This is a genomic window from Pseudochrobactrum kiredjianiae, assembly GCF_030362795.1.
Lineage (GTDB): Bacteria > Pseudomonadota > Alphaproteobacteria > Rhizobiales > Rhizobiaceae > Pseudochrobactrum > Pseudochrobactrum kiredjianiae.
In genome coordinates, this window is the sequence record NZ_JAUCBM010000016.1 from 50,651 (window position 1) to 70,600 (window position 19,950).

Genomic DNA, 19,950 nt, shown 5'->3' on the forward strand with positions numbered 1-19,950 from the left:
CATTGGTTTGATGATGCTTACGCCGGAAATGGAAATCATCGCATTGTCTTTGAGAATAGCAGGAATTGCTATTCTCGGGGCGATGCCGGTTGCTTTTGGTTTTGCGTGGATATTGGCGCGCTATGATTTCCCCGGCAAAAGTCTGTTGCAGGCGGTGCTGACCATGCCTTTGGTCTTGCCGCCGGTCGTTACCGGTTATTTCCTGCTGGTGCTGTTCGGCGCGCGTGGCGCTATCGGTAGTTTGTTGCTGGAATGGTTTGGTTTCAGCTTTGCTTTCCGCTGGACCGGCGCAGCGCTCGCTGCCGGCGTGATGGCTTTGCCGTTGCTGATCCGCCCTATGCGGTTGGCCATTGAAAATATTGACAAGGGTTTGGAAGAAGCTGCCCGCACTCTCGGCGCAGGGCGGATCAAAGCCTTTATGACTGTGACACTGCCTTTGCTTATGCCCGGTATTATTGCCGGCAGTGTGCTGGGTTTTGCCAAGGCACTGGGCGAATTCGGCGCCACAATTACTTTCGTTTCCAATATTCCGGGTGAGACTCAAACGCTGTCGCTGGCGATTTATGCGCTGATGCAGAGCCCGAGCGGTGATGCCGCTGCGCTGAAGCTTATTCTGGTCTCCGTGGTATTGTCAGTTCTGGCGGTAGTTCTATCCGAATGGTTGCAGCGTCGCCTCACGGCAGGAGGGAAGTAATGCCAAAGCTTTCTTCCAATGCACTTGAACTGAATGTCAAAGGCGGCAATGGCGGCTTTCGTGTTGAGGCGGCTTTCCGTGCAGAAACCGGCGTGACTGCTCTATTCGGTGCCTCCGGTGCGGGTAAAACCACTTTGCTGCGGATGATTGCCGGAACCCTGAAACCTGAGGCAGGGCGGATTGCGATTGGCAACTTAGTGCTGTTTGACAGCGCCAAAAATATACATTTGAAGCCTGAGCAACGCCATATCGGCTATGTCTATCAGGATGCCCGTTTATTTCCGCATCTCAGTGTGTTGCGCAATCTGACCTATGCGCAATGGGCAGGAAAACGCCAACCCGAACGCAAGCTTGAAGAAATCACCGAACTGCTCGGAATCGGTGCATTGTTGCAGCGCAAGCCGCATCAATTGTCCGGCGGTGAAAAACAGCGCGTTGCCATAGGTCGGGCATTGCTGTCAGCGCCGCGACTGCTGTTGCTGGATGAGCCGCTGTCATCGCTGGATCATGCGCGGCGACAGGAGATTTTGCCTTATCTGGAGCGTCTGCGGGATGAGAGTGGTTTGCCAATCGTCTTTGTCAGCCATGAGGTGGATGAGGTTGCGCGGCTGGCAGATACGCTCGTGTTGCTGGAGCGGGGACGGGTGAAGGAAAGCGGTTCAGTGTTTGATATTTTCAGCCAGATTGATGGCACAGGCGATACAACAAGTGTGTTGTTGCTGGGAGAAGTCACCCGCAGTGATGATGCTTATGCCATGGCTGAAATCGCCATTGGCGGGCATTGTTTCCAGCTTACAGATCACGCTTTGCAAACAGGCATGAAGGTGCGGTTGCGCATCCGCTCCCGTGATGTGTCTTTGTCACGCTATGCGCCGGTTGATATTAGTATCCGTAATATTTTTCCCGTGGTGATCAATTCTATTCTAACGGATGACGGACCTTTTGCGGAACTCAATCTGCAATTGGGTGATGTGCAGTTGCTGTCGCGCATTTCACGCAAATCTGTACAGGATCTCAATCTTCAGAAGGGCGATCAAATTTTCGCGCTCATTAAAGCAGTGTCGATAGATCGCAGTGCTGCCCGTTTGCAGCAAAATGAAATCAGTTTGCAAACGTCATAAAATATGGTCATTTCTCCCACAAAATGAGGAGAAATAATTATGCGGGATTTGTCTGATTGGACACCACGTCCGTTGCCCGAACGTAAGGTTCTTGAAGGGCGCTATGTCCGGCTGGAGCCACTTGATGCTGATAAGCACGGGCAAGGCTTGTTTGAGGCCTCCAGCGTTGATGATGCAGACAGCCGTTTTACATGGTTATTTGATACTGTTCCCGCAACATTGGAAGACATGCGTCCGTGGCTGGAGAAATCCGCAGCGAGCCAGACGACGCTGTTTTATGCCATTATCGACAAGGCTACAGGCAAAATCGCGGGTCGTCAGGCGCTGATGCGTATTGATGCAGAAAACGGCAGTATTGAAATCGGCAATGTCTATTGGGGACCGCTGATCTCCCGCAAGCCAGCGGCAACAGAAGCGCAATATTTGTTTATGCAGTATATCTTCGATGAGCTTGGCTATCGCCGCTACGAGTGGAAATGTAATAATGACAATCTGCCGTCAAAACGTGCCGCAGAGCGTTTCGGCTTCCAGTTTGAAGGTATTTTCCGCCAGCATCTGATTGTTAAAGGCAAGAACCGTGATACGGCATGGTATGCTATGATCGACAGCGAATGGCCGACCTTGAAACAAGCTTATCAAAACTGGTTGGCTCCTGAGAATTTTGACGCGAGCGGGCAGCAAATTCAAAAGCTGGAAGCGTTTCGCAATTAGAGCTTTGTGCACCCTCTTGGGTGCACAAAACTCGCTCTAACACTTTATATTTACAGCATAATTTTACCTTAAACTGATTCAGGTTTAAGGAATTGTGCAGTAGTCAGGATCGGGGAGGATCACATGACGGCGCCGCAAAAAAATAACAATGAAACACGCAACTCTGCACTTGCCGCCGCACTGATACTGGTGGTTTTTGGTGCGCTATTTTACTTCATGCCAATCATTATGCTGGCAGTGGGGCCTTACAGCCATGTGCTGGCCGCATTGATTGCTATTGTCTTTGTCATGGCGTTTTTCGCAGTGTTTTGGCTGCGGGCAAAAGCACAGAAAAAACGCCAGCATTGACCGATGTTTAACTCAGGGCGGCAGTCAGTAATAGCACGCCGGTGAGAATGATAAACAATGCGGCGGCGACCTCGATCGCCGTTTGCAGGCGCGTTGACATCAGCGGGTTTTTGACCAGTCGCAAAGCGGTGTTCTTAGCAGTCACAGCCAAAGTTGCCAGTGCAGCCACAGTGATAAATGTGCCGATTGCCATGGCAAATGTGGAAAGAATGCCGCCGAGCATCAGGCCGTTGAGCATCGAGAATGTCAGAACAATAATGGCGCCGGAGCAGGGGCGCACACCCACAGCGATGATGGCTGCCCAGGCGGTTTTCCAGTTGAAATCACCACCCAGCGTGGACGGGTCTGCAAGATGGCTGTGGCCGCAAGCGGTGCAATTGGCGCCGCTGCCGGAAAACTCATGATCGAAAGTCGCTGATTTGGCATTGGCAGGCTGATATTTGAGCCGCATGGATGTGTTGAGCGCGGTCGGTTTTTGTGTTGCAGCCGCTGAAAGTGAACCTTGCCAGACAGGTGACGGTGCCGCAACCTCTGCCGGTATGACCGGCGAAGCCTGTGGTTTGGCGCGGAATTTACGGATGAGAATATAGATACCGCAGAGGATCACCAGCACATAGCTGGCAATTTCCATGTAGCGTCCGGCTGCACCCATCGTAATGCCAATGCTACGTAATACAAACCATGCAAGGGTTACGAGAATAATGGCAGAAATTGCCTGCAAAATGGATGAAATGAAAGACAGGAAAATGCCGCGACGCAAAGCTGTCTCATTGGCAATCATATAGGATGAAATCACTGCTTTACCGTGACCGGGACCTGCGGCGTGTAATATGCCGTAGAGAAAGGACAGGCTGACAAGCGTCCATGCTGCCCACGGGTCTTCCCGCATGGCTTTGAGCGCTGTAGTCATCATCAGATAAAAGCGTTTTTGCTCGGCATTAATCCATAAGATCAGATGCGCAAAGGGGCCGGTGGGTTGCAGTGAGACTTCACTGGCGCCGATGCCTAAGGAAGATTGCGCCCATGTCTGCGATACGGAGACAAGCAAAAGACAGGTAAGCAGTATGGTCAGGAGCAGAGCAGAATGCCTTAACGGTGAGAGATGAAGCCTCTGCCTGTTGATGAAATTCATACTGCGGTACCTCTGATGATATAACGTAACGAATGCGATGTGAACGCGACCCGATGAAATGGCCGCGCGGAGATTATTTACAGGTGATTTCTATGCGGGTGGCGAAGAATTTGGACACGTCATTGGTCATGGCCGCGGCTTCGTCAAAAAACGCTTGTGTCAGACTATCCTGATTTTGCGCAAGCGCCTCATCAGGGTCAGGGCGCACAACCGCAGAGCTGCAACCGGCAGGCATACCTTTGATTATCAAATCTTCATCTTTCAGATAATCAATCGCGGTGTAAAAGGTCGGATCATAGACACCGAAACTGAGTTTATGCCCCGGTTCCAGCTTCAATGGTTTGTCCGGTTTGCTTTCAAACAGCACGATCAACTGATTATCCGGCAGATCAGCAATCAGATGCTCAGGTTTTTTCATGGCAATATCTTTGCCATCCTGCGTAACTGTCTGAAAATATTTATACTCGGCAATTGATGTGTCGATGGTTGTGCTGAGTTCATTGAGCTCTGCTGCATCGAGTTTCAATGTGCCTTTCTTGTCAAATTCTAACAAAACAGTCGATGAAAACAGATCATCAAAACGCCAGACATGCGCCAGTTTCTCAATCGTGCGTTCCGGTGAGATGGTGATCTCTAAACGGGCTTCAGCAAAAACATGCGGATGTGCTGCAGCTGGCGCAGCGCTAAGCCCTGCAAGGATGCAGGTTAGTCCGGCTACATTCAGAAAACGCTTGTTGTTACTGTTCGTCATGAATCGAAAATCTTTTAATGCGCAAAGCGGTAAATTGAGTGAGTAGTGAGGCGAAACTACGGCTAGAGCATAATTCCTTAAACTTGGATCAGTTTAAGGTGAAATTATGCTCTCATTTTAAAGTGTTAGAGCGAGTTTTGTGCGCCAAGTATGGCACACGGCGCTCTAGTGGATTGAATTTGACATTTGAACCCCGACCGACATCAATGTTGTTTCAAACGTCAAATTTAAAAATCAACTCGTTTACTGGCCGTTGTGTTTTATTGCTCTCCGCCGGTCAGTTCTTTGCAGGGATTATCTTTGAACCACTTGGCAAGATAATCGACCAGCAGGCGCACTTTGGCTGGCAGATAGGTACGGTGCGGATAAACGGCGTAAATGCCGCCGTCATTGAGCATGAAATCCTGAAGCATTGGTACAAGCGTGCCTTTGGCCAGCTCATGATCGGCCACAAAACGTGGCAATACGCTGAACCCTAAGCCTTTGACTGTCGCCGCCATCGTGGTGAGCGGGCTGTTCACTTCTAAAGGGCCGCGAATGGCGACGGTCATCATCGAGCCGTCCTGATTGCGGAACTGCCAGTTGTTGCGCGAGCGGCTGTTGGTATCGACAATGCAGGGCATGTCACGCAACTGCTCCGGTGTTTCCGGCAGGCCAAGGCGTGCAATCAGATCCGGCGAGGCGCAGACAACGGTGTGAAATGCAGTCAGCCTTTTGGCAATCAGCGATGAATCCTGCAAACGGGTAATACGGATAGCAAGGTCAAAGCCTTCTTCAACCAAATCCACAAAGCGGTCATCGAGATGAATGTCGAGGGAGATTTCAGGATGATCGGCACAAAAATCAATCAGCGACATGCCCAGTGAGGCGTCAGCGAAGCTGCGCGGGGCGGTGAGTTTGATCTTACCGCGCACATCGCCGCTGCTTTCAGAGATGGAATCTTGCAAATCGTCGAGTTCGCGCAGGATTTCCGTCGCACGGTGATAGTAGGTATGGCCGCTCTCTGTGAGTGAGAATTGTCGTGTTGTGCGGTTCAGCAAACGCACGCCCAGATCATCTTCCAGCTCACGGACATATTTGGAGAGAAGCGCTTTTGAACGGCCGATTTTACGTGCTGCTGCGGAGAAACCTTCGGCTTCAACCACATCAATAAAAGCACGCATCCGTGTCAGTGTGTCCATGAACTCTTCCCTTCAGATCGGCGACGAAATTGCACCATATATCGCGATCCTGAATATTCAAAATGTCTCAGAAATTTCAAAGTGATTCGTCATACTAAAGTTCTGTGACCGTGATTTTAATGATCTTCATAAAGCACTGCGCCGTATTTTGAATAAAGAAGTGATTTATTAACCAAAAAAAATCAAATCAGCTCAAATTTGTCATTGTGTGGACACATAAATCATCTTATATCGCCCTTGCCCAAAGTCGCACGTGCCTGTGGGTGTCCGCCGGTATTCTTAATGGAGAATGACCCGGTACGGTAACCTGGACCTAACCGCTCCAGTCGATCTGATGGCCAACCACGGATCGAGGACATCTTGAAGCAACGACGGTGCGGGCCTTTCTGCTGTCTTCCGGCTCTCCACAGGTCGGAAACTCAAAGAGGCACACCCTCATTGCCCTAAGTGCGGAACCGGGATTTCCCATTCCAAGCCAAGGCAGACAAAGCGGAGAAACGCTAAATTCAGGGCGTTGATCCATCTGCATATGTATTTGTTCCGTGTTTCCCGCATCTCCAAAGGCTGGCTACGCGCGAGGCTGATTCATATTTGCCGTAAGGCACTTTGTCCCTCTGATGACTTTATGTTGCGTGAAAGCGCAGGTATTTGCTCATCAGTCCTTTGAAACCATGCTCAACCTTGTGCTCATCGCACGAGGGCAGGCTTTCGCATCGCAAATGATATGAAGATGCGGCTTTTTCACTGCTTAAATGCAGTTCAGGAGATCAGGATGGCTACTCAGCGCATTATCGACTTTCTTGCCACCCGACGTCCGGAAGGCCCTTGCCTTGTCGTTGACCTCGACGTTGTGCGTGAAAACTATGAACATTTTGAAAAGGCTTTGCCTGCCTCGCGCATTTTCTATGCTGTAAAGGCAAATCCTGCACCGCAGATTCTGTCGCTGCTCGCCTCCATGGGCTCGAACTTCGACACAGCATCCGTTGCAGAAATTGAAATGGCATTGAATGCCGGTGCATCTGCAGATCGCATTTCTTATGGCAACACCATTAAGAAAGAGCGCGATATTGCACGCGCCTATGAATATGGCATTCGCCTCTATGCTGTCGATTGCGTTGAAGAAGTGGAAAAGGTTGCCCGTGCGGCTCCTGGTTCCCGCGTTTTCTGCCGCATTCTTGCTGATGGTGAAGGCGCTGAATGGCCGCTATCCCGCAAATTCGGTTGCGTGCCGGAAATGGCTGTTGATGTGCTGCGTGCCGCACACAAGCTTGGTCTGGATGCCTATGGCGTTTCCTTCCATGTCGGTTCACAGCAAGTGGATCTGACTGCATGGGATCGCGCACTGGCAGACACCAAAGGCGTGTTCGACCTGCTGGCCAAAGAAGGCATCAATCTGAAGATGGTCAATATGGGCGGTGGTTTCCCGACCCGTTACCTCAAGGATATTCCGACTGCACAGGCCTATGGCGAAGCGATTTTTGACGCACTCAGCCGTCATTTCGGCAATCGTCTGCCGGAAACCATTATCGAGCCGGGTCGTGGCATGGTTGGCAATGCCGGTGTGATCAAAACCGAAGTGGTTCTGGTTTCCCGCAAAGCTGACAATGACAACCGTTGGGTCTATCTCGATATCGGTAAGTTCGGTGGTCTTGCTGAAACTATGGATGAAGCGATCCGTTATCAGATCGTGACACCACGTGACGGCGATGCACTGGAACCTTGTGTTCTGGCAGGCCCGACCTGTGACAGTGCTGATGTGATGTATGAAAAGACACCTTATCCGCTGCCGGTCTCGCTGACCATTGGCGATGAAGTGCTGATCGAAGGCACAGGCGCCTACACAACAACCTATTCGGCTGTTGCTTTTAACGGTTTTGAACCGCTGCGCTCTTATGTGATCTGATGTAATGAGCGTCTCGTATGAGACGCTTATTCAGGCATATATCGAGAATGATACCGGTGAAGTGATTTCACCGGTTCTGTCACATTAAATTTTTGCTTTGTGCTTATCCTCATACATATGTGTGAGGACACAATACCTCTTAACGTTTTGTTTTAGCGCATTATCCGATGCAAAACTGCTCCGCACTTTTGGCTCGCAAATGCTTTAAGGTTCACGCTGATGTCTGCTTCATCTGTTGCGGCCGGAACCACGGCTGAATTGTTAGCCGCACAAACTCATAATCTGGCTCATAATCCGGCTTCCTTTTCGATTGCTCATGAAACGCCTGCGGATAGCAGTGCGCGTGAAGCTTTGCTCGACCGTGTCATGGGAGAGGGACGCAAACGCAAATCTTCTGAGAAGCTGCGCCGTAAACGTGTGCCTGCTTATGGAACGGCGCTTGTTGCCCGTGATGACAATGGTGCCATGATTGGTACTGTTCGTCTCTGGCATATTTCTGCCGGTAAAAGAGCGTGCGGAGAAGACGTGCCTGCTTTGTTGCTGGGGCCTTTGGCAGTTGAAGATGCCTATGCGGGTCGCGGTGTTGGCTCACGGTTAATGCGTCAGGCCATCCGCAACGCGCAGGCACTTGGCCACAAAGCGATTTTGCTGGTAGGCGATCCTGAATATTACAACCGGTTTGGTTTTGTTGCTGCCAAAACATCTGCTCTGGCAATGCCGGGGCCGGTTGAACGTCATCGTTTTTTGGCGCTGGAGTTGGAAGAAAACTATCTGGATGGTGCATCCGGTGTGCTGTCAGCGACCGGTAAGCTGACGTCTGAACGTCTGGCGACTGCTGTTTAAATTTACTATTTTTGAAAATATCACGGTTTCAGCTGTCCGCTTTATGCTTTCAGTTGAAACCGCTTTTGAATAACATACCTATATAGAACGAGCGTTTTTGATCCGGCTTTTGTCCGGAATGGTTCATATTTAGGGAAAACAGCATGCAACTGGCGGATATCGGACTGATCGGGCTTGGCGTTATGGGTTCCAATCTGGCACTCAATATTGCTGAAAAAGGGTATCGGGTTGCCGTTTATGACCGTGAGGCAGAGGTGCTGGAGAAATTCCACGCCAATGCCGGTGTGCTGCAGGATCGGATTATCCCCTGCGCCAGCATGGAGCTGCTGAGCCAGAATATTGCTAAGCCGCGTCCGATTATTATGCTGATTAAGGCAGGCAGTCCGGTCGATACGGAAATGGCCAAACTCAAGACCTTTCTTGAGAAGGGCGATATAATCATCGATTCCGGCAACTCCGATTACCGCGATACAATCCGCCGCTTGAACACCCTTGGTGAAAATGATCCGACATTTGTCGGTATGGGGATTTCCGGTGGTGCGGAAGGTGCGCGGAACGGCCCGTCAATGATGGTTGGTGGTACAGCAGAAGCCTATGCACGAATCGAGCCGATATTGGATGCGGTAGCTGCCCGTTATAAAGGTGAGCCATGCAGTGCCCGTATGGGACCAGACGGTGCGGGGCATTTTGTCAAAACCATCCATAACGGCATTGAATATGCCGATATGCAGATGATCGCGGAAATATACGGCATTCTGCATGATGCCTGCGGATTGAAAGCTGAAGAAATCGCCCCGATTTTTGCGAAATGGAATGAAGGGCCGTTGAATTCTTACCTCATTGAAATTACCGCGAAAGTTTTGAAAGCTGTTGATCCGGCAACGGGCAAAGCTGTGCCGGATATTATTCTGGATGCTGCAGGGCAGAAAGGCACCGGACGCTGGGCGGCAATTGAAAGTCAGATCCTTGGCGTTCCGGCAACAGGTCTTGAAGCGGCAGTTGCCGCACGCTCGATTTCATCTGCGATTGAGTTAAGGCAAAAACTGGCTGGAACATACGGCGATCCTGTTCAGGCAGGGGCGATTAAAGCAGATCAGGCTTTTATTGATTCACTGGAACAAGCCTTGCTTGCAGCAAAGATCGCTGCCTATGCGCAAGGTTTTGCGGTGATGGCTGCGGCTTCCAAAGAACATGAGTGGAATCTGCCGCTGGCGACCATTGCACGTATTTGGCGTGCTGGCTGTATTATCCGCTCGCAATTCCTTGATGCAATCGGTGAGGCTTTTGCGGCAGGTGAGGTTGAGAACTTGTTGCTGGCACCAGCTTTTGTTGAGCAGATGAGCGGAGCTGCTCAGGATTTGCGTAAGATTGTTGCCATTTCTGTGACCGCAGGTGTGCCTGTCGCGGCACTGAGTTCAGCTATCAGCTATTTTGATGGCTTCAGACAGAGACGGGGTTCAGCAAATCTCATTCAGGCGCAGCGTGATTTTTTTGGTGCGCATGGTTTCAAAAGAACCGACCAGCAAGGTGATTTCCACGGCCCTTGGGGTGATGGTCTGTAATAGAATGGTTTAAATAAAAAGCCCCGAGCGTGAAGTTCGGGGCTTTGTTGTTATTTGCCGAGTACCAGAAGATCCTGCGCCGAGAAATGCACAGTGATCTTGTCACCATGCTGTGGTGGCCGCACAGTCGGATTGTTGAAGCTGTCGAATGACAGTTGGTTACCACCCAGCATTACACGGGTGCGGATAACTGAGCCTAAGAAATGCACATCCTGCACAATGACTTCAATCTTGCTGTCGCGGGCAGGGGAGGCTTCAAGGCTAATGGCCTCCGGACGTAGAGCCAGAGTGATTGCATCGCCTTTGTTGTAAGAAGCCAATGATTGCGGTGCGGTGATGATCGCGCCGCCAAGATCAGCTTTATTCTGCTGCGGATCAGCGACCCGCGCTTCCAGCACATTCAATGTACCAACGAAAGAAGCCACAAAACGTGATGCCGGACGATTATAAATATCAAATGGTGTGCCGATCTGATCGGCTTTACCCTCATGCATCACTACAATACGATCAGATATCGACAATGCTTCTTCCTGATCGTGGGTAACAAATACGGTTGTGATGCCAAGCTGACGCTGAATCGCACGGATTTCTTCACGCAGCGAAATACGGATTTTCGCATCCAATGCGGAAAGCGGTTCATCAAGCAACAAAACCTGTGGTTTTGTTGCCAGTGCACGGGCAAGGGCAACACGCTGCTGCTGACCGCCCGACATCTGATAAGGGAAGCGGTCTGCCAGATGTTCAAGGCGGATCAGTTCCAGCATTTCCTTGACGGTCGCATCAATCTCAGCTTTCGGCTTACCGGAAACACGCAGACCAAAAGCGACATTCTGCGCCACAGTCATATTCGGAAACAGCGCATAGGCCTGAAACACCATGCCGATATTGCGCTTGTTCGGTTTGAGATCGACAACATCCTGACCGTTAATTTCGATCACACCCTGATCCGCGGCCTCGAACCCGGCAATCATGCGTAAGACGGTGGTTTTACCGCAGCCTGATGGTCCCAAAAAGGAAATGAATTCGCCTTTTTCAACGGCCAGACTGAAATCATGGACAACAGTATTAGCGCCGAAGCTTTTTTTGAGGTTTTTAATATTGAGAAAAGCCATGACTTAATTGCCTGCTGTCTTAAATTTGGAAAATCGGGTGACAAGCTGGAGCATAATCATGCTCAGCCATGTAATGCCGAATGCAATAATCGCCAGCGCTGATGGTTCATAAGCACGGTTTGCACCGACGAGCTGCAAATAAGGACCAAAAGCTGGACGATTAAGCAGCGATGCCAGTGTAAATTCACCGATCACAATGGCGAAAGTGATGAAAGCACCGCTCATAACGCCGGAAAGCACATTCGGGAAAATCACTTTGAACAGGATCGTCGGCCAGCTTGCGCCAAGGCTTTCAGCGGCTTCAGTCAGGGTTCGAACATCAATCGTGCGCATGGCTGTATCGATCGAGCGATACATATAAGGCAATGCCAGTGTCACATAACCGAACATCAGCAGCAAATCTGTCGCCCATGTCGAGCCGGTAAATGGCAGCCATGAGGACGAGTTATAAATTCGCAAATAGCCGAAAACGATAACAATCGCCGGAATGACCAGTGGCATCAGTGTGATGAATTCAATGACGGGACGCAAATATGGCATGCGCAGCCGCACCCAATAGGCGGTTGGTACCACCAGAAGCACGCCGAAAATAATCGTCATGATTGCCAGCAGAATTGAGTAGCCAAATGTTGCCTGAAAGTTCGGGTCTGTCAGCACAACGCGGTAAGCATCAAAAGAATATTCACCACGACGCATACGTAATGAGAATTCAAAAGTGCCGATCAATGGCACAACGAAATAGATCGCGCCGATGAGAAAGGCGATCCAAGCGCCGAGGGTTTTAGGAATGAAATATTTCAGTTTCATTTCTGCCACCGTTCTGCACGCATGCGCAGCCAGATATAGAGCAGATTAGAAATGCCGGTAATCAGGATCATACCCAGTGCCAGTGCATAACCAAGGTTCTGGTTATGCAGAACATCGCCGCGAATCTGCGCATAAAGCAGGATCGGTACGATATTCAGTGAAGAACCGGTCAACGCGTAGGCTGTGGCAATGGCACCGAAAGCATTAGCAAACAGCAACAGGCTGGTGCCGAGCAGGCTTGGCCAGAGAATCGGAAAGGCAACCATGCGCCAATATTGGAAAGTGGTCGCACCAAGAATGGATGATGCCTCGCGCCATTCTTTTTTCAGGCCATCGAGAGCGGGCGTGAGGATCAACACCATCAGCGGGATTTGAAAAAACAGATAGGTCAGTGTCAGGCCGAAGAAGCTGAGCAGGTTAAAACCGGTGGCATAGAGATTGAAGCCGAACCATTCACGCAGCAAAATGGTGACAAAACCGGTACGTCCCAAAGTGGCCAGAAAGGCAAAAGCCAGTGGTACACCGGCAAAGTTGGAAGCCACACCAGAAAAAGTGAGGACAGTCGGGCGCAGAAAACGGGGCAATTTGCCGAGCACAATCGCCCAAGCCATGAATGAGCCGATCACAGCGCCACCCAAAGCGGAGGCAAAGCTGATTTTGATCGAGACCCAATAGGCGCTCATAATACCCGGTTCAAACAGACCAATGATATTTTGCAGGGTGAAATTACCCTGATCATCCTGAAATGCACCAACCACCAGATACATGGTCGGCCAGAGCAGGAACAAAATTGCGAAAGCGAAAAAAGGGGCAACACCCAGCCACTCTAAAGGCAGGCGGCGCTTCGGGCGACGCGCGGGCGACGTATCAGATGTTATGCCATTGCTGGACAAGCTCATATTATTTTTGCTTTTTATAGTCTGCGGCTGAAAGGCTTCCGCAGATTGAAAATGATAAAATCTGAAAACACGGGTGACCGGTCAATTCCTGATCGCCTGAAAGCTGTGTTTTCCTAAATTGTGCTGCACAGTGTCCGTTACAAACGGATGATGTTACGGAATGATCAACACCATTCCGTAACAGGTTTTGTGCGGTCAGCTATTCAGCTTACTGAACGTTTGCGCCGACAACGCTATCCCAGTTTTTGGTGATTGCGGCCTGAGATTTATCAAGCTCTTCCAAGGTCGGGAAAACGGCTTTCTGATAAGCTTCCGCTGGTGGCAGCTTGTCGAGCAGATCCTGAGGGATTTTGCCTTCTTTTGCCATGGCGTTGAAGCGGATCGGATGGCAATAGCCTTTGAGGTAGCCGATCTGGCCTTCATCGGAATAGAGGTGTTCCATCCAGAGTTTGGCAGCATTTGGATGTGGTGCATAGGCGCTGATGCCCTGCACATAAACACCGGCAACGACACCGGTTTTTGGAATGATCACTTCAACTTCCGGATTGCCGTTCAGCGTATCGCGGTCAGCCAGAGCATTATAGTCCCAGCGGATAACGATCGGGGTTGAACCCTGTGCCAATGAGGCAGCCTTACCGATAACCGGTACGAAATTGCCTGCCTTGTTCACATCACGGAAGAATTCCAGACCTTTCTGGGCTGCTTCTTCACCTGGCTTGCCACCAAGGGAAAGACCGGCAGCGTAGACGCTGAGAATCGCCTGTGTTGAAGCGCGCGGATCGCCGGAATGGGCAACCGCATTGGCAAATTCAGGCTTCAGCAGATCAGACCAGTCCTGCGGTGCGTCTTTGATAATGTCTTTATTCACTTCAAAGGCCAGCACGCCGTAATAGTCGCCATACCAGAAACCTTCAGCATCTTTGGCATCATCAGGAATCGAATCCCATGTTGATACTTTATAAGGCTGAAGCAGGCCGGCTGCTTTGGCTGTTGTACCGAAAGTAAAGCCGACATCGATCACGTCAGGCGCCTGCGGGCCTTTATTGTCTTTATTGGCTTTGATGGCTTCGATTTCATCGCCGGAGCCCGCATCCGGATTCAGCTCATTAACCTGAATACCGTATTTGTCCTTAAAGCTCTTGATGATCTCACCGTAACCGCACCAGTCATGTGGCAGCGCGATTGTGGTCAGCTGACCCTCTGCTTTCGCCGCAGCAATCAGATCTTCTGACGGGGCAGCCACAGATAATGTGGTGCCAGTAAAAGCGATTGCAGTTGTCAGGGACAACAGGCGTGTTGTTCTGTTCAGCATTGACATACTCCCCTTCGATCTACGGGGTGCCTGCTTTCAGAACACCCTCGTGTTTTTTCGATATGCTGCTTTTATGAAAGTACCATGACAGCTATCGTTTATCTTTATGTACGCCAAGTGAACCATGTTTTTATACCGCAATCAATTGAATGTTACAGTTTGCGCTCTGGCAAAAACAGAAAAAGCCGCAATATACTTAATGCGTTGAATAAATTGATTTTTGTTAGCTGAACATATTGTCATTAAAGCTATTTGAAGCTTCGGAAAATGTTGATTCACTAAAATACATCTTGTCGCGAATGAGACATTATTGCGGGCAATTATTTGGTGGTTGTGCATTGCGACAAAAACATTTTAATAAATTAAAGCAGCTTAGCGTCATCTTTTCAACAAGAGATCGATAGGTTTCTCCGTTAACGATTTGATTTATAATAATTGTTTATTGAGTGCGAATTTTAAAATCCGGATTATGGGAGAGGGTATATCCGGACAGGATGCGATGCTTATTAGAATCACTGGTGTCTGATTTGCGTCATCACGAGAAAATACCATTTTTGCTTTATTTAAGACTTACTGGTGGCTCAAAAGACAATTTTTTGCGCTCAGCGCTTTCGAATCATTTTCATATTTGCGCGGTTTTGTGGCGCTTTATATTTTATGTTTTCATTTCACCGGTTTTTAAAGGTGCTCAGAACGGAATTTTTCCATGGAATTTGAACTCATCCATTTCCCTGATTTTCAAAACAGTTTCTTTGGTAAAGAATATCGCTCATCAATACTTGAGACATATTGTGCGGTGCGTAAGCGTCTGTCTTGCAGGCATATTACCCATATTACGCCAAAGCACCCGGATGAACATTCCGGGCAGGAAGATGTCAGAACTGTTGTTTCAACTTATCCGTCCGATTGGATCGTCAATTATGCGGTAAAGAGCTATTTTGATATCGACCCGTTATTTCATCAAAAATGGTCTAACCCCGCAGCAGCACAGAGCGTCAGTCTTACAGAAATTTATCCGCCAAAACAGAATACACCGGTACTGCAAAGCTTTGTTGATGATATGCGTGAACATCAGTTCGGCCAGACCTATATTATGGTCACGCAGCGTCTGAACGGGCACGGCGATGCCCATACAATTTTTGCATTCGATCGCCTGAAAGATCAGAACGGCAAGAATGATATGAGTGCGACGGATCTGATCCGTCTGCTTGAAAAAGACTTTACGCAAGCGGCTAGTCAGGTGCATGAGGCCGTCTTGACTGCTGTCAGCGATCATTCAACGCAGAAAAAAGAAGTTCAGTCTTTAGTCGCTCTGACACCGCGTGAGATTGATTGTCTGAAATGGGCGGCGCGGGGCAAAACTGATGGTGAGATTGCTGATATCCTCAGCATTGCCCGCTGGACAGTCGTGACTTATCTGCAAAATGCTAAAATCAAACTGGGCTGTGCCAACCGGACTTCAGCTGTTGCGGTGGCAATGTCACTGGGGATTATTCCTTTGCCGGATACATCGCATCTTCAAGGCTGAGTGTAACTCCTCCCGCGCCAATCATGAGAGGCGCGGGAGTGGATTATGAGAATTAATTATGCGCGCAACTGGCGCATAGGCCGCGAATTTCCAGTGTTGTTTTAGTCGGATGGAAGTGGTTCTTCTGTGTCCAGTGCTGAACGCAATCTTCAATTTCCGGTTCTGTAAATTCCGAGGCTAAGCCGCACTTATCGCAGATGGCAAAAGCTGCAATACCATGCAGATGACCATGTTCCTGATGATGCGGATGCGCACAGGCGATAAATGCATTCAGGCTTTCAAGCCGGTGGATCAGGCCATATTCCAGCAATTTATCCAAAGCGCGATAGACCTGCAGCGGCGCGCGGAAACCTTCCTCACGCAACTGGTCGAGAATTGTATAGGCGCTCAGCGGAAACTCCGCTTTTGCCAGAGATTCTAAAACAAGGCTCTGATTACGTGTCAGTTTCGGAGCGCGTGCTGCTGCGGATGCAGTTCCGGAATGGGTGTGACCGGTCATGATGTTGGCTCCTTATGACGTGCAGATGGCAGAGATGCTTTTAGTTTTTGCCATGGTAACATGCTTATAACAAAAAAGATCACAGTTGCCACGACAATGGATGGGCCTGATGGCGTGTCATAATTCAGCGAACCGAATAGTCCGACAATAACAGAACAGGCGCCGATAAAGGCTGCATAAATTGCCATTTGTTCCGGTGACATGGCAAAGCGGCGTGCCGTTGCTGCCGGAATGATTAGCAAGGCAGTGATAAGCAGGATGCCGACAATCTTCATGGCAATCGCAATCAGCAATGCCAGCAGAATCATAAAGAGTGTGCGGTGCAGCTCCGGTTGCAAACCTTCTGCACGGGCAATGTCTTCACTGATCGTTGCCGCAAGCAATGGCCGCCATAGTTTGATAAGGGCGGCCAAGATCAGCGCGCCACCGGCATAAATAGCGATGAGATCAGTGACTGACACGGCAAGAATATCACCGAAAAGCAGGGACATCAGATCAAACCGAATCCATGACATAAAGGCAACCAGTACAAGGCCAAAAGCCAGTGTGGCATGGGAGAGAATGCCGAGCAGGGAATCTGCCGATAATGTATGGCGCTTCTGCAAAACCACCAGCAGCATGGCAATGGTAAAGGCAATGACAAAGACTGACACCATGATGTTCAGATCAAACAACATGGCAAGTCCTACACCGAGCAGGGCGGAATGTGCCATGGTATCACCAAAATAGGCCATACGCCGCCAGACTATAAAACAACCGATTGGCCCCGTGATTAAGGCGAGGCCAATACCGGCAAGCATGGCGCGGAAGAAAAAGTCATCAAGCATGTTTGTGTCCGCCGGTTTCTGTGCTGCATTCGCTGTCGTGGTGGTGACCGTCATCATGGTGGCAATGATCGGTCACTGTGCCATCTGCATGTTGCACACGCCCGTCGGCCAGATGTGTGTGGTCGTGATGATGTGTGTAAACGGCGAGGGACGGCGGTATTTCTGCACCGCGAGGTGAGCGCAGGCCGAACAGTCTGACATATTCAGGGCTTGCGGCCACATCAACCGGCGTGCCGCTACAACAAATATGGCCGTTGAGGCAGATAACGCGGTCTGTTGCGGCCATAACAATATGCAGATCATGGGAGATCATCAGGACACCGCAACTGGTATGGTCACGGAATTTGGCGATGGTTTCGTAAAGCTCTGCTTCACCGGCAAAGTCGACGCCTTGCAGTGGTTCATCAAGCACTAACAAGTCCGGCCTGCAGCCAAAGGCGCGGGCAAGCAGCACGCGCTGAAATTCGCCGCCGGATAAATGTACTACCTGCGCATTCAGTAAATGCGGGATACCGGCAAGGTCGAGTGCTTCTTCAATTGCCTGCTTGCTTAGTGGTGCGGTCATGCGCATCATTCGCTCAACGGTGAGCGGCAGGCTTGGATCAATGGTAATTTTCTGCGGAACATAGCCAATGCGTAAGCTTTTCTCGTGCTTTACCGATCCTTCATCGGGCTTGTGAATGCCAAGAGCCAGCTTTGCCGTGGTGCTTTTGCCGGAACCGTTGGGGCCGATTAATGTGACGATCTCGCCGCGATGCAGATCAAGCGTAATATTGCGAACCAGCCAGCGGCCGTTTCGCTCAATGCCTGCATTGTCTAAGTGCAGAAGAATGTCCGGCTTTTGTCCGGCTGGCGCAGCTGATGTTGGATGATGCATTGTTCGCTTTCGAATTTTAGAAAAGCATTTTGTGCTCTTGTCACAGGTTATCTCATACGTTATAGCATTACGCAATAATGTAACTTTATAACATATTGTATCTGAGTGCTGCTATTGCAAATTGCGATGGCTTAAAATTCAAATTTGTGAGGTTTTATGTCTGTAATACGGGTTTTGCTCGCATCTGCTTTATTGACGGCTTCATCGCAGGCTGTTTTGGCTGCTGAAAAAGGTAATGTGGTCGTTTCAATTAAGCCAATTCACTCCTTGGTTTCTGCGGTGATGCAGGGGGCAGGTGAGCCTGAGCTTATCGTTAAAGGAGCAGCTTCCGAACATGGCTATAGTCTGAAGCCTTCAGATGCGGGTGCGCTGGCAAAAGCAAAGGTGATTTTCTGGGTCGGGCCGGAAATGGAAACCTATTTGACGAAGCCTTTGGAAAGTCTCGGCGCGAAAGCTGAAATTGTTCGGCTGGATCAGGTGAAGGGGCTTGAAATCTTGTCTGCCCGAGAAGGCGGCAATTTTGAAGCGCACGATCATGGTCATGGCAGTCACGGAGATAGTCACAGCCATGAAGGAGAAGCGGAGGCGCACGATCATCACCATGATGATATGCATATCTGGCTTGATCCTCAGAATGCCAAATTGATGCTGGAGCCGATTGCGGCAGCGTTGGCTAAGGCCGATCCTGTACATGCAGAGCAGTATAAGAAGAATGCGACGGCCTATGCCGATAAGATTGATGCGTTGCAAAAAGAAATATCCACGGAACTGGAGCCGGTGCGCACCAAGCCTTATATTGTCTTCCACGATGCCTATCAGTATTTCGAGCGCCGTTTTGATCTCGCGTCAGCGGGTTCCATTACAGTGAATCCGGAAAAAGCGCCGGGGGCGGCGCGTATTCGTGAAATTCAGACTAAAGTGAAATCTCTGGGCGCAACTTGTGTCTTCTCCGAGCCGCAGTTTGAATCCGCTCTGGTCAAAACCGTGCTGGAAGGTACGCAGGCCAAAACGGGTGTCCTTGATCCGCTTGGCGCTGAGCTTCAGGATGGGCCTGAACTTTATCCGCAACTGATCCGTAATCTGGCGACATCGCTGAAGATCTGCCTGCAGTAATTACCGTCAATAATCGCTGTAGCCATCTGCAAGTGTGCGCTTATCCAACACATTGGCGATGGCTTCACGCACTTCAAGCATCATGCGTCGGATTTTGCAGTCTTCTTCAATGCAATCCTCGCAGGCTTTATATCCTGTCTTGCTCGCGCAGGGGAGGGGGGCCAAAGGGCCATCAAGACTGCGAATAATATTGCCGATGGATATCTGATCGGCAGGTTTGGCTAAACAAAATCCGCCGCCTTTGCCTTTTCGGCTTTGTACGAAGCCGGCAATGCGTAAATCCGTCAGAATATTGTCCAGAAATTTACGCGGTATATTGCGGGCTTTGGCAATCTCACCCACGGATATCAGATTGTCCTGCTGGGCTTCGGCCAGATGCACCATGGCTTTGAGGCCGTATTTCCCTTTTTTAGTCAGCATGTATGCGGTGTTCCCTGCTTTATATAGTTATTGCACTTTATATGTAGCGCAGCTGCTTGCCGGTATCAAATGCTGAGAGCGGGGAGGGGATAGTGAGGCTTTACGAATCTTGATTTATTGGCTCTGCCGGATGGCTAATAATTTCTTAAAATTTAAAGTTTTCCCTGTGGAAAGAAAATTTGAGAATTATGCATTTTTCTTAGTTTGTCGTGTTGACAGTTTTGGTTAGTGGGGTCTATATGAGGCCAACAACGAGGGCGGCGGCGCTGCTAGCGGCAGAGAGCTTCGCCCCTGAGATTGGTTGATTGAG

Annotated in this window: 20 protein-coding genes; 9 read left to right on the forward strand and 11 right to left on the reverse strand. The window is 49.9% G+C overall.

The window, feature by feature from the left end:
* Positions 1 to 10 precede the first annotated feature (10 nt).
* From modB to QUF18_RS18225, 4 genes are all read left to right on the forward strand, one after another.
* Positions 11 to 694 (forward strand): molybdate ABC transporter permease subunit, encoded by a 684-nt coding sequence (modB, locus tag QUF18_RS18210; RefSeq protein ID WP_374807212.1) that lies wholly within the window; start codon positions 11 to 13, stop codon positions 692 to 694.
* Positions 694 to 1,815, forward strand: coding sequence for a molybdenum ABC transporter ATP-binding protein (modC, locus tag QUF18_RS18215; protein WP_289388705.1), 1,122 nt, complete (start codon positions 694 to 696; stop codon positions 1,813 to 1,815). The genes modB and modC overlap by 1 nt, the downstream gene beginning before the upstream one ends.
* 39 nt (positions 1,816 to 1,854) lie before the next feature.
* Positions 1,855 to 2,526 (forward strand): GNAT family N-acetyltransferase, encoded by a 672-nt coding sequence (locus QUF18_RS18220; RefSeq protein ID WP_289388706.1) that lies wholly within the window; start codon positions 1,855 to 1,857, stop codon positions 2,524 to 2,526.
* A 123-nt stretch (positions 2,527 to 2,649) separates the two neighbouring features.
* A complete protein-coding gene (locus QUF18_RS18225) occupies positions 2,650 to 2,874 on the forward strand; it encodes a hypothetical protein (protein ID WP_289388707.1) in 225 nt (74 codons plus the stop codon).
* Between the two features lie 7 nt (positions 2,875 to 2,881).
* On the opposite strand, the gene QUF18_RS18230 is transcribed toward QUF18_RS18225, so the two are convergent.
* From QUF18_RS18230 to QUF18_RS18240, 3 genes are all read right to left on the reverse strand, one after another.
* Positions 2,882 to 3,922, reverse strand: a complete 1,041-nt coding sequence (locus QUF18_RS18230; RefSeq protein ID WP_445482826.1) for a nickel/cobalt transporter — start codon at positions 3,920 to 3,922, stop codon at positions 2,882 to 2,884.
* A 157-nt stretch (positions 3,923 to 4,079) separates the two neighbouring features.
* A complete protein-coding gene (locus tag QUF18_RS18235) occupies positions 4,080 to 4,757 on the reverse strand; it encodes a DUF1007 family protein (RefSeq protein WP_289388708.1) in 678 nt (225 codons plus the stop codon).
* Positions 4,758 to 5,017: 260 nt separating this feature from the next.
* A complete protein-coding gene (locus QUF18_RS18240; RefSeq protein ID WP_289388709.1) occupies positions 5,018 to 5,938 on the reverse strand; it encodes a LysR family transcriptional regulator in 921 nt (306 codons plus the stop codon).
* 772 nt (positions 5,939 to 6,710) lie between these two features.
* Here QUF18_RS18240 and QUF18_RS18245 point away from each other — a divergent pair.
* The 3 genes from QUF18_RS18245 (at position 6,711) to gnd (ending at position 10,246) form a co-directional block, all read left to right on the forward strand.
* Positions 6,711 to 7,841 carry a type III PLP-dependent enzyme gene (locus tag QUF18_RS18245; RefSeq protein ID WP_289388710.1) on the forward strand — a complete coding sequence of 377 codons (1,131 nt, stop codon included), beginning with the start codon at positions 6,711 to 6,713 and terminating at the stop codon, positions 7,839 to 7,841.
* 219 nt (positions 7,842 to 8,060) lie between these two features.
* Complete coding sequence (locus tag QUF18_RS18250) at positions 8,061 to 8,684, forward strand: GNAT family N-acetyltransferase (RefSeq protein WP_374807211.1); 624 nt, start codon at positions 8,061 to 8,063, stop codon at positions 8,682 to 8,684.
* A 143-nt stretch (positions 8,685 to 8,827) separates the two neighbouring features.
* Entirely contained in the window at positions 8,828 to 10,246 is a 1,419-nt protein-coding gene (gene gnd / locus QUF18_RS18255; RefSeq protein WP_289388711.1) for an NADP-dependent phosphogluconate dehydrogenase, read from the forward strand.
* A gap of 50 nt (positions 10,247 to 10,296) precedes the next feature.
* Here gnd and QUF18_RS18260 read toward each other — a convergent pair whose 3' ends face one another.
* The 4 genes from QUF18_RS18260 to QUF18_RS18275 form a co-directional block, all read right to left on the reverse strand.
* Positions 10,297 to 11,358, reverse strand: coding sequence for an ABC transporter ATP-binding protein (locus tag QUF18_RS18260; RefSeq protein WP_289388712.1), 1,062 nt, complete (start codon positions 11,356 to 11,358; stop codon positions 10,297 to 10,299).
* Between the two features lie 3 nt (positions 11,359 to 11,361).
* Complete coding sequence (locus QUF18_RS18265; protein WP_113945037.1) at positions 11,362 to 12,165, reverse strand: ABC transporter permease; 804 nt, start codon at positions 12,163 to 12,165, stop codon at positions 11,362 to 11,364.
* Complete coding sequence (locus QUF18_RS18270) at positions 12,162 to 13,064, reverse strand: ABC transporter permease (RefSeq protein WP_289388713.1); 903 nt, start codon at positions 13,062 to 13,064, stop codon at positions 12,162 to 12,164. Before QUF18_RS18270 ends, QUF18_RS18265 begins: the two co-directional genes overlap by 4 nt.
* A 208-nt stretch (positions 13,065 to 13,272) precedes the next feature.
* On the reverse strand, positions 13,273 to 14,376 hold the full coding sequence (locus QUF18_RS18275) for an ABC transporter substrate-binding protein (RefSeq protein ID WP_289388714.1): 1,104 nt from the start codon (positions 14,374 to 14,376) through the stop codon (positions 13,273 to 13,275).
* A gap of 706 nt (positions 14,377 to 15,082) precedes the next feature.
* Between QUF18_RS18275 and QUF18_RS18280 the strand changes: the two genes are divergently transcribed.
* Positions 15,083 to 15,904: a helix-turn-helix transcriptional regulator gene (locus QUF18_RS18280; protein ID WP_289388715.1), complete on the forward strand. Its 822-nt coding sequence runs from the start codon at positions 15,083 to 15,085 to the stop codon at positions 15,902 to 15,904.
* A 52-nt stretch (positions 15,905 to 15,956) separates the two neighbouring features.
* Here QUF18_RS18280 and QUF18_RS18285 read toward each other — a convergent pair whose 3' ends face one another.
* The 3 genes from QUF18_RS18285 to QUF18_RS18295 are packed head-to-tail and all read right to left on the reverse strand — an operon-like array spanning position 15,957 to position 18,107.
* Entirely contained in the window at positions 15,957 to 16,403 is a 447-nt protein-coding gene (locus QUF18_RS18285) for a Fur family transcriptional regulator (RefSeq protein ID WP_289388716.1), read from the reverse strand.
* Positions 16,400 to 17,230, reverse strand: coding sequence for a metal ABC transporter permease (locus QUF18_RS18290; protein ID WP_289388717.1), 831 nt, complete (start codon positions 17,228 to 17,230; stop codon positions 16,400 to 16,402). Before QUF18_RS18290 ends, QUF18_RS18285 begins: the two co-directional genes overlap by 4 nt.
* On the reverse strand, positions 17,223 to 18,107 hold the full coding sequence (locus QUF18_RS18295; RefSeq protein ID WP_289388718.1) for an ATP-binding cassette domain-containing protein: 885 nt from the start codon (positions 18,105 to 18,107) through the stop codon (positions 17,223 to 17,225). Before QUF18_RS18295 ends, QUF18_RS18290 begins: the two co-directional genes overlap by 8 nt.
* 156 nt (positions 18,108 to 18,263) lie before the next feature.
* Here QUF18_RS18295 and znuA point away from each other — a divergent pair, with 156 nt between their 5' ends.
* Positions 18,264 to 19,220 (forward strand): zinc ABC transporter substrate-binding protein ZnuA, encoded by a 957-nt coding sequence (gene znuA / locus QUF18_RS18300; protein WP_289388719.1) that lies wholly within the window; start codon positions 18,264 to 18,266, stop codon positions 19,218 to 19,220.
* A gap of 6 nt (positions 19,221 to 19,226) precedes the next feature.
* Here the strand turns inward: znuA and QUF18_RS18305 are convergent, their stop codons facing one another.
* The gene (locus QUF18_RS18305) at positions 19,227 to 19,640 is read right to left on the reverse strand and encodes an RrF2 family transcriptional regulator (protein ID WP_289388720.1); all 414 of its coding nucleotides are present in this window, start codon (positions 19,638 to 19,640) and stop codon (positions 19,227 to 19,229) included.
* Positions 19,641 to 19,950 lie beyond the last annotated feature (310 nt).

What these genes read in the sequence shown, in the direction of transcription:
- gnd (WP_289388711.1), top strand. Translation starts at nt 8,828, where the DNA reads ATGCAACTGGCGGATATCGGACTGATCGGGCTTGGCGTTATGGGTTCC.
- znuA (WP_289388719.1), top strand. Translation starts at nt 18,264, where the DNA reads ATGTCTGTAATACGGGTTTTGCTCGCATCTGCTTTATTGACGGCTTCA.
- QUF18_RS18295 (WP_289388718.1), bottom strand. Translation starts at nt 18,107, where the DNA reads ATGCATCATCCAACATCAGCTGCGCCAGCCGGACAAAAGCCGGACATT.
- QUF18_RS18220 (WP_289388706.1), top strand. Translation starts at nt 1,855, where the DNA reads ATGCGGGATTTGTCTGATTGGACACCACGTCCGTTGCCCGAACGTAAG.
- QUF18_RS18260 (WP_289388712.1), bottom strand. Translation starts at nt 11,358, where the DNA reads ATGGCTTTTCTCAATATTAAAAACCTCAAAAAAAGCTTCGGCGCTAAT.
- QUF18_RS18235 (WP_289388708.1), bottom strand. Translation starts at nt 4,757, where the DNA reads ATGACGAACAGTAACAACAAGCGTTTTCTGAATGTAGCCGGACTAACC.
- QUF18_RS18225 (WP_289388707.1), top strand. Translation starts at nt 2,650, where the DNA reads ATGACGGCGCCGCAAAAAAATAACAATGAAACACGCAACTCTGCACTT.
- modB (WP_374807212.1), top strand. Translation starts at nt 11, where the DNA reads ATGATGCTTACGCCGGAAATGGAAATCATCGCATTGTCTTTGAGAATA.
- QUF18_RS18280 (WP_289388715.1), top strand. Translation starts at nt 15,083, where the DNA reads ATGGAATTTGAACTCATCCATTTCCCTGATTTTCAAAACAGTTTCTTT.
- QUF18_RS18240 (WP_289388709.1), bottom strand. Translation starts at nt 5,938, where the DNA reads ATGGACACACTGACACGGATGCGTGCTTTTATTGATGTGGTTGAAGCC.
- QUF18_RS18285 (WP_289388716.1), bottom strand. Translation starts at nt 16,403, where the DNA reads ATGACCGGTCACACCCATTCCGGAACTGCATCCGCAGCAGCACGCGCT.
- QUF18_RS18250 (WP_374807211.1), top strand. Translation starts at nt 8,061, where the DNA reads ATGTCTGCTTCATCTGTTGCGGCCGGAACCACGGCTGAATTGTTAGCC.
- modC (WP_289388705.1), top strand. Translation starts at nt 694, where the DNA reads ATGCCAAAGCTTTCTTCCAATGCACTTGAACTGAATGTCAAAGGCGGC.
- QUF18_RS18245 (WP_289388710.1), top strand. Translation starts at nt 6,711, where the DNA reads ATGGCTACTCAGCGCATTATCGACTTTCTTGCCACCCGACGTCCGGAA.
- QUF18_RS18305 (WP_289388720.1), bottom strand. Translation starts at nt 19,640, where the DNA reads ATGCTGACTAAAAAAGGGAAATACGGCCTCAAAGCCATGGTGCATCTG.
- QUF18_RS18265 (WP_113945037.1), bottom strand. Translation starts at nt 12,165, where the DNA reads ATGAAACTGAAATATTTCATTCCTAAAACCCTCGGCGCTTGGATCGCC.
- QUF18_RS18290 (WP_289388717.1), bottom strand. Translation starts at nt 17,230, where the DNA reads ATGCTTGATGACTTTTTCTTCCGCGCCATGCTTGCCGGTATTGGCCTC.
- QUF18_RS18275 (WP_289388714.1), bottom strand. Translation starts at nt 14,376, where the DNA reads ATGCTGAACAGAACAACACGCCTGTTGTCCCTGACAACTGCAATCGCT.
- QUF18_RS18270 (WP_289388713.1), bottom strand. Translation starts at nt 13,064, where the DNA reads ATGAGCTTGTCCAGCAATGGCATAACATCTGATACGTCGCCCGCGCGT.